We start from the raw sequence: 13,623 nt of genomic DNA, 5'->3' as shown, positions 1-13,623 counted from the left end.
AAGGAATAAAGTATGGCTGACAATACTAAGGGTCGTAGAGACTTTATGGGTATGGCATTGGGTGGCTTCACTGCACTTGGCGGTATCGGTGCTTTGTATGCTATGAAACGTACTTGGGATCCGTTGCCAAGTGTAAAAGCAGCAGGATTTACAACAATAGATGTGAGTGCGGCACAGGAAAACGTGCTTAATGTTGAAAAGTGGAGAGGTAAACCGATCTTTGTTTTGAAAAAATCAAAGGATATGAAACCGGATGACAGAGATGTTATTGTAGGTTCAGACAGGTTCCTTGTCGCAGTAGGTCTTTGTACGCACCTTGGATGTATCCCAGCATATGCAGCAGATGAGCATAAGTTTAAATGTGCCTGTCACGGAGGGGAGTTTGATGCAAGTGGTCACCAGATCTTCGGTCCACCGCCAAGTCCACTGGAGATCCCGCCATTTAAAGTAGAGGGAACAAAAGTCGTACTTGGAGAAGAAGGCCCAGAGTACAAGAAAATGAAAGAAGCCGGTTTAACGGCATAAGGGGAGAAAAATGGCACATTTTGACGAAAACGCAAAACCATTCTCTCAAAAATGGTTGGACGAAAGATTGGCGGTGAGTACCCTCAAAAGAGTACTTTCTACAGAATACTGGATCCCAAAGAACATTAACTTCCTCTGGGCAATGGGAATGGTGCTTGCAGCAACATTCGGACTGCTGCTGGTCAGTGGTATCATGCTGCTCATGTACTACAAGCCGGATGTAAATCTTGCATTTGATTCCGTTAACTATACGATCATGTCTGAAGTTGGGTACGGGTGGCTCTGGAGACATATTCACGGTGTAGGAGCATCTGTAGTATTCCTTATTATTTATATCCATATGTTCGTTGGTATCTACTATGGTTCCTACAAGAGAGGCAGAGAGCTGATATGGCTTTCAGGTATGCTTCTTTTTGTTACTTTCTCTGCAGAAGCTTTTTCCGGTTATATGCTGCCATGGGGACAAATGAGTTACTGGGCAGGTATGGTTATTACCAACCTATTCTCAGGCGGTTCACTTGAAGCATATGGTCTTGTTGAATGGATCAGAGGTGATTATGTTCCTGGAGATGCTTTCCTGACCAGATTCTTTATGCTGCATGTATTACTGCTTCCTTTGGTGATCATAGGGCTTATTGTACTACACTTCGGTACACTTAGAATTCCGCATGTAAACAACCAGGATGGTGAAGAGTTTGATTTTGAAGAAGCTGCGGAACTCTATAAAGCGGGTAAAGTAAAAGAGTCTAAAGTTATTCCTTTCAACCCGGTATTCTTGAGTAAAGATGTCTTTGTAATGGGTATCTACTTTATTTTCTTCTTCTATCTGGTATTCTACCATTTTGAATTTGCAATGGACCCGGTAAACTTTGACCCGGCAGACGGATTGAAAACACCGCCGCACATCTATCCGGAGTGGTACTTCCTCTGGAGTTATGAGATCCTGAGACCATTCTCTAAAGACCTTGGATTGATCGCATTTGCTATCGCACAGGTGATCTTCTTTATGCTACCGTTTCTTGATAAAAGCCCGAATGTGGCTCCGGCAAGCAGAAGAGGACTGTTTAAGTATTGGTTCTGGATTATGCTCGTAGACATGATCATCTTGACATTCATGGGTAAATTACCTCCTCAAGGTATCTGGAATACAATTGGTCTAGTAGCTGCATTGTTGTTCTTTGCACTATGGATTGCTTTGCCGATCATTACTAAACTAGAAAAAAAGCTATAAGGGGTAGGAGATGAAAGAATTAAAAATATTTGGAATCGTTGCAGCTTTTACACTCCTACTTTACTGGGGTGTTGAACCGTTCGCCCATTCAAAGATGCATAAGCATGTAGAGGGACACGATTTTGTTTACAATGGCACAGCTGATATAGAAGAGGCTGAAGCAAAAGGGAAACAAGAGGTTGCAGAGGCAAAGAAGAAATTCTGGGCTGATGTAGAAAAGATCTCTAAACTGAAAGGTGATGTAGCTGCAGGTGAAGCAGCATTCGCTACCTGTCTAGGGTGTCATACAGGACAACCTATTAATATGGGAGGTGTTATTCCTCCGAAGCTTGATCATGCAGGTGCACTCTATGATAAGAAATATCTTATTGCCTTGATCAAGGATCCGGCAATGGCATCGAATGTAGATCATAAGTACAAAGACACTTCTACGCACCCTATGGGTTCTATCAAAATGATGATGGGAGGCGATCAGCAGATAGCAGATGTTGTAGCTTATATTAAGGCTAAAAAAGCAGCTGAAGTAACACCAAAAGAGGCATACGAAGAAGCATGTGGAAGATGTCATGCTATGCGTTATATGAAGTGGACACAACTTGGTGAAACACCGAAGTTCAAGTATGAAAAAGATGCATTGGCATATAAGATAAAAGTACTTGATGAACAGGATGCCGTGAAAAAGTATATGGGTAAACTGCCACCTGATCTCTCTATCATAATCAGAGCCAGAAGTGAACACTTCCTTGAAACATTCGTTGAGAATCCTCAATCACAACTTCCGGGTACTTCCATGCCTAGAGTAGGATTGACAAAAGAAGGATATGAAAAAGTTAAAGCATATCTTGAAGAATCCGGTGATCCAAGCAAGCCAAAAAGAGAAGCACTTGGACCATGGGTTCTACTCTTCTTTTTCATCTTTACGATCCTGGCTTATCTTTGGAAAAAATCAGTTTGGAAAGGTCACCACTGATTAATTTAATCTAAAGGATTGGCCCTTTTTGGACAAGGCATAGCCTTGTCCCTGCATTATTGATACAAATCATCCTCTTCTTATCTACATTTTGATACCCTTATGAAAACTAAAAATATGGATTATTATGCTAATAGATGGACACGGTAGAACCGTAAACTATTTAAGAGTTTCAGTAACTGAACGCTGTAACTTTCGATGTCAGTATTGTATGCCAGAAAAGCCTTTTTCCTGGGTACCTAAAGAGAATTTACTCTCTTTTGAAGAGCTTTTCCTATTCATAAAAGTAGCGATGGATGAGGGAGTTGACAAGATACGTATTACCGGAGGCGAACCTTTGCTTCGTGAGGACCTGGATAGTTTTGTCAAAATGATCCATGACTATAAGCCGGATATCGATCTTGCCTTGACTACCAATGGCTACTTGCTGCCACAGGTTGCTCAGAAACTCAAAGACGCAGGGCTTAAACGTCTCAATATCTCTCTGGATTCACTTAAACCCGAAGTAGCACACAAGATTGCCCAGAAAGATGTACTCTCACAGGTACTTAAAGGTATAGACAAGGCACTTGAAGTAGGTCTGGGTATCAAGATCAATATGGTACCGCTCAAGGGGATCAATGATGAAGAGATCCTGGATATTATGGAGTATTGCATGGAGCGTAATATCAAAGTGCGTTTCATCGAGTATATGGAAAACCGTCATGCCAATATTGAGCTTCGGGGTATGCATGGGAAAGAGATCCTTTCTAGAGTGAAAGAGAAGTATACGATCAGAGCCTTGGGACGAGAAGGTGCAAGCCCCTCTTTTAACTATATCATTGAAGAGAACGGATATGAGTTTGGTCTGATCGATCCGCATAAGCATGATTTTTGTGAAAGTTGCAACCGTATCAGATTGACAGCGGAAGGCTTCCTTATTCCATGTCTTTATTTTGATGAAGCAATGAGTATTGCGGAGCATATTAAAAAAGGTGATGTGGAGAGTGCTTCCCATGTACTGGCTCAGGTATTGAAAGATAAGCCAAAAGAGAACCGTTGGAGTGAAGAGAACCCCAATGAGGAAGATATCTCTTCACGTGCGTTTTATGAAACAGGCGGATGATTAGAATGAGGAATAAGGCATTGCTCAGTACTCATTACCCATTACTCACTATAGAAGAGGAGAGAAGCTTTTGTTCTATCTGACAGAGCAGTTTTTTTCCATCCAGGGTGAGGGAAAGTATGCTGGAGTACCTTCCTATTTTTTAAGAACAGGCGGATGCAATCTTGCATGCCCAGGCTTTGGTGCAGAGTATGAGGTAGATGGTGAAATCCGTGTAGGATGTGATACCTACTTTGCAGTAGACAGCAGTTTCGCAAAATCGTGGCAGAAAGTAGAACAGAGTGAAGTGCTCATAGAAAAGCTGCAAAATGAATTTAAAAAGATCGGCTATTATCCGCATGTTGTCATTACCGGTGGTGAACCGCTGATGTACTATAATGACAAAGTCTTTTATGAGATCATTGAGTGGTTGGTAGATGCAGGTATAAAAGTCACATTTGAGACTAACGGTACGATTGTGATTGACTTTGAAAAGTACCCAGCCTATACGTCCTGTGTTTTTGCCCTCTCCTTGAAGTTGGAAAACTCAGGTGAGCCTAAAGTAAAACGAATCAATCCTCAGGCACTCAGGAGTATCCGGACCCATACCAAAGAGTCATTTTTGAAGTTCACTATTGATGCTGAATTAGTTAAAACTACCGCAATAGACGAGATCAATGAGATATGTAAAACTCTGCCTGATCTTGATATTTTCTGTATGCCTGTGGGTGAGAGTAGAGATACCATATGGCGTAATGATAAAGCAGTATTTGAGTTTTGTATGAAGCACAATTTCCGTTACAGTGACAGGCTGCATATCAGGGTCTTTGATACGACACAGGGTGTCTAGTATCAAAGTTCTGCATCTTTACCGTATTTTTTCTCATATGCTTCAAGGCGTTCAAGTTTTTTAAAGTGCTGCAGATTGTGTTGTATGAATTTGACTGAAAGGTGTATCACCATCGGCCACATACCATACCAGATCATTCCTTCTAAATATTCCATCTTCTCTCCTTAGTAGTGATGTGAGTCTGATTTGACTTCTTCGATCGTGAGTTTTGTTCTGTCCATAGATCGCCATACAGCAAAGATATATCCAAGGACCAATGGCACCAAAAGTGAAACAATACTCATTACAAAGAGTGTATAGTGACTTCCTGAACTGTTCTCAATGGTCAGTGAACTTTGCAGGTCTGCCAGAGAAGGATAATAGACGGTATGGTTGATTCCTAAAACAAAAAGTAGTGTTGTGACTGTCAAGACTGTACCTGTGCCGACAAACCAGATCGCTTTTCTGTTGGAGGTGAACAGTGCAGTATATATACCATAAAGCAGAGATACCACACCTGCTGCAAAGACAATACCCAATATCGGATAGGCAAGGATATTGTGAAGAAGTTTCATACTCTCTGTCGATACGACCTTGGTGTTTGGATCATAGCTATATCCTGTCTGCAGAAGCATACTGCCTGTTACATAAAGAAAGATCGGCAGAAAGAGCAGAGTATTTCTTTTTAGGGCTTTGAGTATTCTTTGTGCTATTTCTTTATGTACAATATTGTTGTAGAGATAGAGCGCTCCTAAAATACGAGAGAGGAAAAACAGCATGAGCCCAAATGCCACGTTGAAAGGATCAAGCAGTGCTTCAAGACCATAGGTTGCTTTTGTCCAGTGTGACAGATGCATCTCATTGACAATGAAATGACCTCCGGTATAGAGAGTCCCCAGAGCAACACCGATGAGAAAGATACCAAGTGATCCATTGATAAAAAGCATGATCTCATAAAAACGATTTCCGAAAAAGTTGTCAGGTTTTTTACGGTACTCATAGGAGACAGCCTGAATGATAAAACAGAACAGGATCGCCATCCAGACATAGTAGGCACCACCGAAACTGACTGCATAAAAGAGCGGGAATGCGGCAAAGAGTGCACCTCCGAACATAACTAAAGAGGTGAATGTAAGTTCCCATTTACGTCCGAGGGAATTGATGACGAGGTCGCGTTCATCTTCTGTTTTCCCCAGAGTATAGAGTAGTGTCTGTCCGCCTTGCACGAATGTCATAAAGACAAAGAGTGCACCGATAATACTTACCAGCAACCACCAGTATGTCTGTAGGGTATAGAGTGAAAATGTATCCATTTTAGTGTTCCTCCGGTCCGTTTTTTATTTGTGTGAGCATGATCTTCACTTCGGCAATGAGTAATCCGGTAAAGAGTACGGCAAAGAGCCAGAAAGTTATCTGTACGGAACTAGAAGCAATATTGGATGCGGCCATACCTACCGGAAGCAGATCCTGGATTGCCCACGGCTGTCTGCCTGCTTCGGCAACGATCCACCCCGCTTCCTGTGCAACATATGCAAGAGGAATCGTCCAAAGTGCTGCATAGAGTACCCAACGTCTCTTCTCTATCTCATTGATCATTGTAAAATAGAGTATAAGAACAAAGAGTATGAGGAACCATGTTCCCAATCCTACCATCGTATGAAAACTGTAAAATGTCAATGCCACATTCGGTACGGCATCTAATGGATCTTTAAGATATCCATACCCCAGGTATTTTTCATGTGCCCTGAAGATTTCAAGTACTTCCTGGGCTTTAGCAGTATCATTCTCTTTTTTGTAGGTTTTATAGTTCTTAAGTGCTTCAACAGCGATCTTTCCTTTTTGCATTTTCTCTTTGACGCTCATGATCTTGTGTTCTTCGTTTCCAAGAACAAGATCCTCAATACCTGGTACATAGGCATTGAGTGAATGGTAGCCGAGAAATGAAAGTGCATTGGGTATCTCTAGTTTAAATTTGAATGCTTCCTGCTCGTCACCTATAGATTTCTCATGATTAAGCAGCCCGATAGCTACGATCCCTGCACGCTCTTCACCTTTGTAGAGTCCTTCCATGGCTGCGAGTTTCATGGGTTGGTTCTGTGCCACCTCAAATGCGGACTCATCTCCGGTAGTAAGAAGAAAAAGTGATGTGATCAGTCCAAATGATGCAGCAACGATCATGCTGCGTTTGGCAAACAGAACTTCACGTTTTTTGAGGAGATACCATGCACTGATACCGATTACAAACAGGGAGGCAAGAACATAGCCACTGCTGATGGTGTGGAGGAATTTGCTTACGGCATTTGGGTTAAAGAAGAGTTCCCAGAAGTTCTCCATCTCGTTACGGGCAGTATCGGGATTGAACCTCATACCTACTGGATGCTGCATCCATCCGTTTGCAACAAGTATCCAGAGTGCTGAGAGATTAGAACCGATGGCAACAAGCCAGGTAGAGAGCAGGTGCATCTTTTTACTGACCTTGTCCCATCCGAAGAACATCACTGCAAAGAAGGTTGACTCCATAAAAAATGCCATTAGTCCTTCTATGGCAAGTGGTGCTCCGAAGATGTCTCCTACGATCCATGAGTAATTTGACCAGTTAGTACCAAACTCAAACTCCATAATGATCCCTGTAGCAAGACCGATGGCAAAGTTGATCGCCAGCAGGGTCATCCAGAATTTTGTTGTTTTTTTCCACCATATATCACCGGTCTTGACATAAATAGTTTCCATTATAGCTACAATGAAGGTCAAGCCCAGTGTCAACGGTACGAAAAGCCAGTGATACAGAGCAGTCAGTGCAAATTGAGCCCGTGACCAGTCTACGAGCAGGTCTGTATGTTCCATTTATTTCTCCTTGTCTTGTGTAAGATGTTCCAAAATGTACTCGCTACGCTGGGTGTCTGTTTCAAACTCTGTTTTTAAAACATTGGGAAAGAAGAACCACTTGAGCACAGCAAAGAGTATGAAAAGTTTGATACCGATCAGAAGCCAGAGTTTTTTGCCGACCTTCATACTTTTAAACCCTTCGTAGTAGAAAAGATAGATTGTTTTTAGTAAATTCACCGTTATACTATCCTTGCATCAGTCAAGTTTTGATATTATTTTGGACATTTGGCGGAAATATAGCACTATTTTGAACATATGTCAAGTATTTTAGTTCCAGTATGCTATACTTCTTCTATGGGACGTGACAAATTAAAAAGAAATTTACAGTTTAAACCCGTATGCAGAGAGTTCGGCTCAATAGAGTGTAAAAGTAAAGATACACTCCATCTGCTTCATGAAGAGATCGAGGCACTCTACCTGATGGACAACCAGGGACTTTATCAGGCAGATGCTGCAGTGCAAATGGGAGTCTCCCGTTCAACCTTCGCACGTATTATTAAAAATGCCAGAGAGAAGGTAAGTATGATGCTTATTACCGGAGCCAATCTTGTGATCGAAGATGAAAAAGAGGATTATATAGTATTGGTGGCAAGTATGAAAAGGAATGCACTGGTACTGGGCAAGCCGGATGCACCTTTTTTGATGCTCTGTCATGTCAAACAACATAAGATTGTTGAAATAGAAACTTTGGAGAATCCTGTTTTTGTAGAAGGCAGGCGACCAGGACAGGCGTTACCAGAGCTGTGTAACCGTAAAAAGGTGAATTTTTTTGCAGCTACTGCGATTGGTGCAGGTTTAAAGAGTGCTTTGCTCTCGAAAGGTATCTATACGATCATCAAAAAGAAGTTAACCAAGGATGATCTCGTTCATATAGATGTATTAACCTGAGTATAATGGGCTATGATACTCTGTACATCATACTAGAAGCTGTAAAATGGTATAGAAGTTTCAGTACAAGCAGATAGAGTATCACTGACATAAGTTTTTTAATCTGTTTTTGATCCAATTTAAAATGTATAAGATAGTTTCCAGTGTATCCTCCCGGAATGCTACAAAGTGCAATAACTAAAAGCAGTATCCAATCCATTGAAACATAAGTAGCATAGGTAAAAAAACCCCCAAGGTGGAGAAGGGGACGACAAAACTGACAGTGACAGCAACTTTTTTAGGTACAAACCCTAAGAGTACAAGAAGAGGGATGAGAATATTTTTTTCTCCTGCTCCAAGTAAACCAGCGATGTGACTGACCACTTAGCCTATAAAGTACACTATCATTTTTTCTTTTCTGTGTGTCCGCAGTCTCTTTTTGCCAAATATCATCATGCATGCACTGTAAAAAGGCATGAGTACAAAGAGAAATTTGACTTTATTTTCATCGACAAAGAGGCTGCTGTATGCTCCTACAGCTACAAACTCAAGTATCATAAGCTTGTGACCAATATTTAAAAGTAAAACCACAAATACTGTATTCAAGATTTGTTTCAGTGTATATTCATAATAAAATAACTACTTATTATGAATATAAAAATGTAAGATTATATTGACATATGTTTGAAATAGTGCTATATTTCAGTCATATGTTCAAAATAAAGTATAAAGGGTTTAAAAGTGAAAATAGCAATACCTGTAAAAATGAATAAAGAAAACCCGCCTTTGGCACCACTATTCGGTAAAGCAAAATGGTTTGCCTTTATCAGAAACAATCAGATAGAAATTACAGCCAATCCTGCTCATGGAGGAAAAGCAGTGGTTGAATGGTTGGTAAAAGAAGGTGTGAATATTGTTATTTTTCAGGAAATGGGTCTCAGTCCGTATGAAAAGATAAAAGATACAGGAGATATGGCACTGTTTCACGCAGGATATGAAAGAATTCTTCTTGCTGATGTTCTTGAAAAGTTTCAACAAAATTCCCTGCAGATGATTAATGATACCAATATGGCTGAGGTGATCGCACGCCATGAAACAAAACATTCACATGGTCATACAGATGGACACTGATATACAGTTTACCCTGAAGCAGATCGCAACTATCAATTCACCGTTTTGTGACTTGGTTGATATGCCGGTCCAGCCAAAAGGGGGCAGTGATGTTTACGCTACGATAGAGTTTGATGATAAGTATGAAGAGGGGCTCAGGGACCTTGATGGTTTTAGTCATGTTTATCTGATCTACTATTTTCATAAGGTTAAAAAGCCGCAGTTGAGTGTGATTCCTTTTAATGATAAAACAAATACACCACGAGGGGTATTCTCTACCCGAACACCTATGCACCCCAATAGCATAGGTCTTTCAGTAGTGGAGTTGATAAAGGTAGAAAAGAATATTGTTACTGTAAAAGGGATAGATATATTGGATGGTACTCCACTACTGGATATTAAACCCTATATTGAGCATTTTGACAAAGTGGAAGGGGAAGTATGCTCCGGATGGATGCATTCAAGTGCAGAAGAGATCAAAAAGAAAAGATCTGATAACCGATTTGTTCAGGATTGAGATACCTGTTTTGAAATGATGAAGATGAAAAAGACATTCGCTAAAGCATAGATGGATTATATCCGGTAATTACCTAGGGTTTTATTTTAACGGGAATGTTTAAAAGTAGTTTGTATTAAAGTAGTGAAGAGTAAAAAAGATAAGATAGTAAAAAGGGTAAAATCATGCAGTTTTCAGACAAAGATATCTATGAGGCAGTAAAGTATCATTTGCCGGCAGTGAATGAATATGTACAGTCCCACGGGGGTGCCATCAGACTCTTAGGAGTAAAAGACGGAAGAGTTTATATAGCACTTACCGGAGCCTGCCATGGCTGTTCGATGAGTCTTATGACAACAAAAATGGTCGTACAGAAAAAACTCAGAGAATTGATACATCCTGAATTAATTGTCGTTAATGTTGATGGAACACCAGAGAATATACCACCTGAGGATCTCTATAAAGAAGAGCTTGCTTCTGAAGAAGAGAAGGAAGGAGTTCTGGAGAAAATAAAGTCTTTTTTTCAGGGCAGGTAAATGAGTCCAAGAAAAACGTATATATGGCTGATACTGATCTTCTTGACAGGCTGCTCTTCTCAGGGTAATCATACTTTAGAGACAGGTGCTGTGTTACTTGAACAAAAATGTGCTTTCTGCCATAACCTAGATATGCCTCCTGAGACATATGAGAAAGAGAGTGCACCTCCCATGATGGCAGTAGTCTTTCATTTAAAAGAGTTTATGAAGATAAAAGATCTAAAGGATAAAGAGGATAAATTCATTCCTTTTATTCAAGATTATGTGCTCTATCCAAGTAAGGAAAAATCCTATTGTGACGAAGAGAGTCTCAAATCCTATGGTGTGATGCCTTCGCAAAAAGGAAATGTAAGCAGTGAGGAACTTAAGGTTATAGCTGAGTATATGTATACTTTTTACGATCAGCAGGTGTACCTTAAAGAGATGCAGGCAAAAGCGGCTTTTGATGCTTTATCAAAAGGCGAGCAGCTGGTACGCAGCAATGGTTGTCTCAATTGTCATGCTATAGAAAAAGACAAGGTAGGTCCGTCTTTCAGGAATATAGCAAAAAATAGCACGGAAAAGATTATGGATGTGATCCAAAACGGAAGTCAGGGAAAATGGAAGCAGTTTAACAATATGATGATGCCTGCATTCAAAGACAAGTTTTCAAAAGAAGAGTTGATCATTTTAAAAGAGTGGATAGACTCTTTGGGTAAAATAGAAGCACCAAAACCATGGAGAAGCAAAAATGTTATTTGATCTAAGCAATGACAAAAGCGTCAATGAGACCTATAAACTGATGGCTCAAACCATTATACCAAGACCCATTGCCTGGGTAGTGACGGAAGACGAGGGTGTAGTTAATATCGCACCGTTCAGTTACTTCATCGGGCTCTCTTCCGATCCGGCATCTGTACTCATCTCAGTAGGACATAAAAGTGACGGAACACCAAAAGATACTTTGCTTAATATCCGTAAGCACCAAAAATGTACTATTTGTATGGTAGAAGAGAAGGATCTTGAAAAAATGCATCTATCCTCGAAAAGTTTGGAACATGATGAAAGTGAAGCAGCATTCTTTGATATAGAGACAGTATATATGAAAGAGGAATTCCCACCAGTTATAGCCAGTACACCGGTATCCTACTTTTGTGAGTTTAATCAGGAGATAGACCTTGGAGGAGGGACGACCATCCCACTTGTTTTGAGTGTAAAAGAGATCTATGTAAAGGATGAAGTGATTACGGACAAGGAGAAACTGCTCATCTCTTTTGCTCCGGTAGCCCGTATTGGTAAAAGTTATGCATTTTTGGGGGAAGAGATCGTTCCTCCGGTCATACCTTAAGCTATCTTGGTTAAAATCAGAGATATATACTCTCAGTTGAGGTACAGATGTTAATACGAAAACTTTTTAAATTTGAAAATGCACATATTGTAAGGGGGTGTACTACCCGCCGTTGCAGTGAGAATATTCATGGGCACTCCTATAAAGTGGAAGTATTACTGGAGTCGAACTATCTTGATGCAGGACAGATGGTCTATGATTTTGGTTTGACCAAACTTTATATGAAAGAGCTTATTGACTCATTTGATCACAGTATTACGCTTTGGAGCAAAGATGATCCTGCCTATATCGAAGCGATGAAGGCACACAGTAACCGTTGGGTGGAGTTGCCGGTTTCTCCTTCAGCTGAGCAGTTTGTGCGTGTGATCTATTTAATGGTAGAACGGGTACTGGAGTGTACACAGATGCAAAATGAAGAGAGAGAGGTGAAACTGCACAGTATAATTGTACATGAAACCGATACAGGATATGCACAGGGCTTCAGAGAAGATGCACATAGTGAACTAATGGGAAAGATCGATCTTGAAGATATTGTTTTTTCAGAGCAGATAAGAAGGGAATGGAGTGAAAGTGAACTTTGGGGAAAACTTTTGGCACGCACACCGATTCGTAACCCTAAAAAAGTTTAAGTACCAACAAATAAAAAAGGAGAAAAAATGATTGAACAAGTCATAGTATCGCACAGTATTTTAGTAAAGGCATTTTTGGGGTTTTTGGCAATAGGCTTTTTTATTCCGCTAATGACAGCAAAAAACCCTTTGGGGTTTAAAAAAGCAAGTTTTGTCTACACTATGATCTTTCAGGCACTGGCAACAATGATAGCCTTTACAGGGCTTGTGGCAATGGTCATGGGAGATTTCGGTATAACGCTCAGTATTATCATCATGATCATTATTTGGGCACTGTTGATGTATATCGAGATCAAAAAGTATAAACTGATCAAGGCAGCTAATCTCGAGAATGAAGAGACACATCAACTGCTTAAAAGTGCATTTATCAAGATATCTGCTATCCAGGTTATGCTGGTAGTCATGATGGTCATACTTAAAGTCATGGAAGTTAAAGGTGTTATATCTCTATCATAAAGAGGCAGGTGCCTCTACGTTGACACTTACCGGTGATGAGCACCGCTATCTTTTTAAAGTGCGTCGTCATAAAGCAGAGGATATGCTCTACCTGAGAAATCTGCAAGACGGATATCTTTATACCTATGAAATCCTCTCTATTGATAAACGTTCTGTCGTACTCGCTCTTCTCTCCAGACAACATCTTGAGATCAAAGCATCCAGACCTCTGCATATAGGTTGGTGTATCATTGACACAAAAAATATTGAAAAGGTTCTGCCTTCTCTCAATGAAATGGGTGTAGAGAAGATCACCTTCATCTACTGTAAGCGTTCCCAAAAGAGCTTTAAGCCTGATTTTAAGCGTTTGGAGAAGATTCTCCTTAACTCATCACAGCAATCGGGCAGAAGCGTTATGATGAAACTGGAGATGGCTGAAAGTCTCGAAGATTTTTTAAAAGAAAATCCACAAAGCTACATGTTGAACTTCTCCGAAAAGTGTATTGGAGACGAGAAGGGTATCTCTACAATTGTGATAGGAAGTGAGGGTGGCTTCCATGAAGAGGAGAGAGCACTTTTTGAAAAAGAGAAGATTGTAGGTTTTAATACACAGTTAGTACTTAAAAGTGAAAGTGCCGTATGTGCAGCAGCGTCAAAAATACTTTTGTAAAAGAGTCAAAACTGCATATATAATGTAA

At 40.4% G+C, this 13,623-nt stretch carries 19 protein-coding genes; 15 read left to right on the top strand and 4 right to left on the bottom strand.

The window, feature by feature from the left end:
- The first annotated feature begins 12 nt into the window (after positions 1–12).
- The 5 genes from IMZ28_RS09790 (at position 13) to IMZ28_RS09770 (ending at position 4,660) form a co-directional block, all read left to right on the top strand.
- Positions 13–525, top strand: coding sequence for a Rieske 2Fe-2S domain-containing protein (locus IMZ28_RS09790; protein ID WP_197548417.1), 513 nt, complete (start codon positions 13–15; stop codon positions 523–525).
- A gap of 10 nt (positions 526–535) precedes the next feature.
- Positions 536–1,756, top strand: coding sequence for a cytochrome b (locus IMZ28_RS09785; protein WP_197548416.1), 1,221 nt, complete (start codon positions 536–538; stop codon positions 1,754–1,756).
- Between the two features lie 10 nt (positions 1,757–1,766).
- Entirely contained in the window at positions 1,767–2,726 is a 960-nt protein-coding gene (locus IMZ28_RS09780) for a c-type cytochrome (RefSeq protein WP_197548415.1), read from the top strand.
- 127 nt (positions 2,727–2,853) lie between these two features.
- The gene (moaA, locus tag IMZ28_RS09775; protein ID WP_197548414.1) at positions 2,854–3,831 is read left to right on the top strand and encodes a GTP 3',8-cyclase MoaA; all 978 of its coding nucleotides are present in this window, start codon (positions 2,854–2,856) and stop codon (positions 3,829–3,831) included.
- Between the two features lie 70 nt (positions 3,832–3,901).
- Complete coding sequence (locus tag IMZ28_RS09770; protein WP_197548413.1) at positions 3,902–4,660, top strand: 7-carboxy-7-deazaguanine synthase QueE; 759 nt, start codon at positions 3,902–3,904, stop codon at positions 4,658–4,660.
- Positions 4,661–4,662: 2 nt separating this feature from the next.
- Here the strand turns inward: IMZ28_RS09770 and IMZ28_RS09765 are convergent, their stop codons facing one another.
- The 4 genes from IMZ28_RS09765 to IMZ28_RS09750 are packed head-to-tail and all read right to left on the bottom strand — an operon-like array spanning position 4,663 to position 7,702.
- Positions 4,663–4,815: a hypothetical protein gene (locus IMZ28_RS09765; RefSeq protein WP_197548412.1), complete on the bottom strand. Its 153-nt coding sequence runs from the start codon at positions 4,813–4,815 to the stop codon at positions 4,663–4,665.
- A 9-nt stretch (positions 4,816–4,824) separates the two neighbouring features.
- A complete protein-coding gene (gene cydB, locus IMZ28_RS09760) occupies positions 4,825–5,952 on the bottom strand; it encodes a cytochrome d ubiquinol oxidase subunit II (RefSeq protein ID WP_197548411.1) in 1,128 nt (375 codons plus the stop codon).
- 1 nt (position 5,953) lies between these two features.
- Entirely contained in the window at positions 5,954–7,483 is a 1,530-nt protein-coding gene (locus IMZ28_RS09755; protein WP_197548410.1) for a cytochrome ubiquinol oxidase subunit I, read from the bottom strand.
- A complete protein-coding gene (locus tag IMZ28_RS09750) occupies positions 7,484–7,702 on the bottom strand; it encodes a DUF4492 domain-containing protein (RefSeq protein ID WP_197548409.1) in 219 nt (72 codons plus the stop codon).
- A gap of 117 nt (positions 7,703–7,819) precedes the next feature.
- On the opposite strand from IMZ28_RS09750, the gene IMZ28_RS09745 reads away from it, so the two are divergent.
- From IMZ28_RS09745 to IMZ28_RS09700, 10 genes are all read left to right on the top strand, one after another.
- Positions 7,820–8,413 carry a DUF134 domain-containing protein gene (locus IMZ28_RS09745; RefSeq protein WP_197548408.1) on the top strand — a complete coding sequence of 198 codons (594 nt, stop codon included), beginning with the start codon at positions 7,820–7,822 and terminating at the stop codon, positions 8,411–8,413.
- A gap of 351 nt (positions 8,414–8,764) precedes the next feature.
- Positions 8,765–8,971, top strand: a complete 207-nt coding sequence (locus tag IMZ28_RS09740) for a hypothetical protein (RefSeq protein WP_197548407.1) — start codon at positions 8,765–8,767, stop codon at positions 8,969–8,971.
- A gap of 186 nt (positions 8,972–9,157) precedes the next feature.
- Entirely contained in the window at positions 9,158–9,523 is a 366-nt protein-coding gene (locus IMZ28_RS09735; protein ID WP_197548406.1) for a NifB/NifX family molybdenum-iron cluster-binding protein, read from the top strand.
- Positions 9,483–10,019 carry a tRNA (N6-threonylcarbamoyladenosine(37)-N6)-methyltransferase TrmO gene (gene tsaA / locus IMZ28_RS09730; RefSeq protein ID WP_232087472.1) on the top strand — a complete coding sequence of 179 codons (537 nt, stop codon included), beginning with the start codon at positions 9,483–9,485 and terminating at the stop codon, positions 10,017–10,019. The genes IMZ28_RS09735 and tsaA overlap by 41 nt, the downstream gene beginning before the upstream one ends.
- A 164-nt stretch (positions 10,020–10,183) precedes the next feature.
- Complete coding sequence (locus IMZ28_RS09725; protein WP_197548405.1) at positions 10,184–10,534, top strand: NifU family protein; 351 nt, start codon at positions 10,184–10,186, stop codon at positions 10,532–10,534.
- 132 nt (positions 10,535–10,666) lie between these two features.
- Positions 10,667–11,275: a c-type cytochrome gene (locus IMZ28_RS09720; RefSeq protein WP_232087471.1), complete on the top strand. Its 609-nt coding sequence runs from the start codon at positions 10,667–10,669 to the stop codon at positions 11,273–11,275.
- A complete protein-coding gene (locus IMZ28_RS09715; protein WP_197548403.1) occupies positions 11,265–11,861 on the top strand; it encodes a flavin reductase family protein in 597 nt (198 codons plus the stop codon). The genes IMZ28_RS09720 and IMZ28_RS09715 overlap by 11 nt, the downstream gene beginning before the upstream one ends.
- Positions 11,862–11,908: 47 nt before the next feature.
- Positions 11,909–12,490, top strand: coding sequence for a 6-pyruvoyl trahydropterin synthase family protein (locus tag IMZ28_RS09710; protein WP_197548402.1), 582 nt, complete (start codon positions 11,909–11,911; stop codon positions 12,488–12,490).
- A 27-nt stretch (positions 12,491–12,517) separates the two neighbouring features.
- Positions 12,518–12,946, top strand: coding sequence for a hypothetical protein (locus IMZ28_RS09705; RefSeq protein WP_197548401.1), 429 nt, complete (start codon positions 12,518–12,520; stop codon positions 12,944–12,946).
- Positions 12,927–13,595, top strand: coding sequence for a 16S rRNA (uracil(1498)-N(3))-methyltransferase (locus IMZ28_RS09700; protein ID WP_197548400.1), 669 nt, complete (start codon positions 12,927–12,929; stop codon positions 13,593–13,595). The genes IMZ28_RS09705 and IMZ28_RS09700 overlap by 20 nt, the downstream gene beginning before the upstream one ends.
- The last annotated feature ends 28 nt before the right edge of the window (positions 13,596–13,623 follow it).

It is taken from the genome of Sulfurovum indicum (assembly GCF_014931715.1).
Classification (GTDB): Bacteria; Campylobacterota; Campylobacteria; order Campylobacterales; family Sulfurovaceae; genus Sulfurovum; species Sulfurovum indicum.
This window is presented reverse-complemented; position numbering and strand designations above follow the sequence as displayed.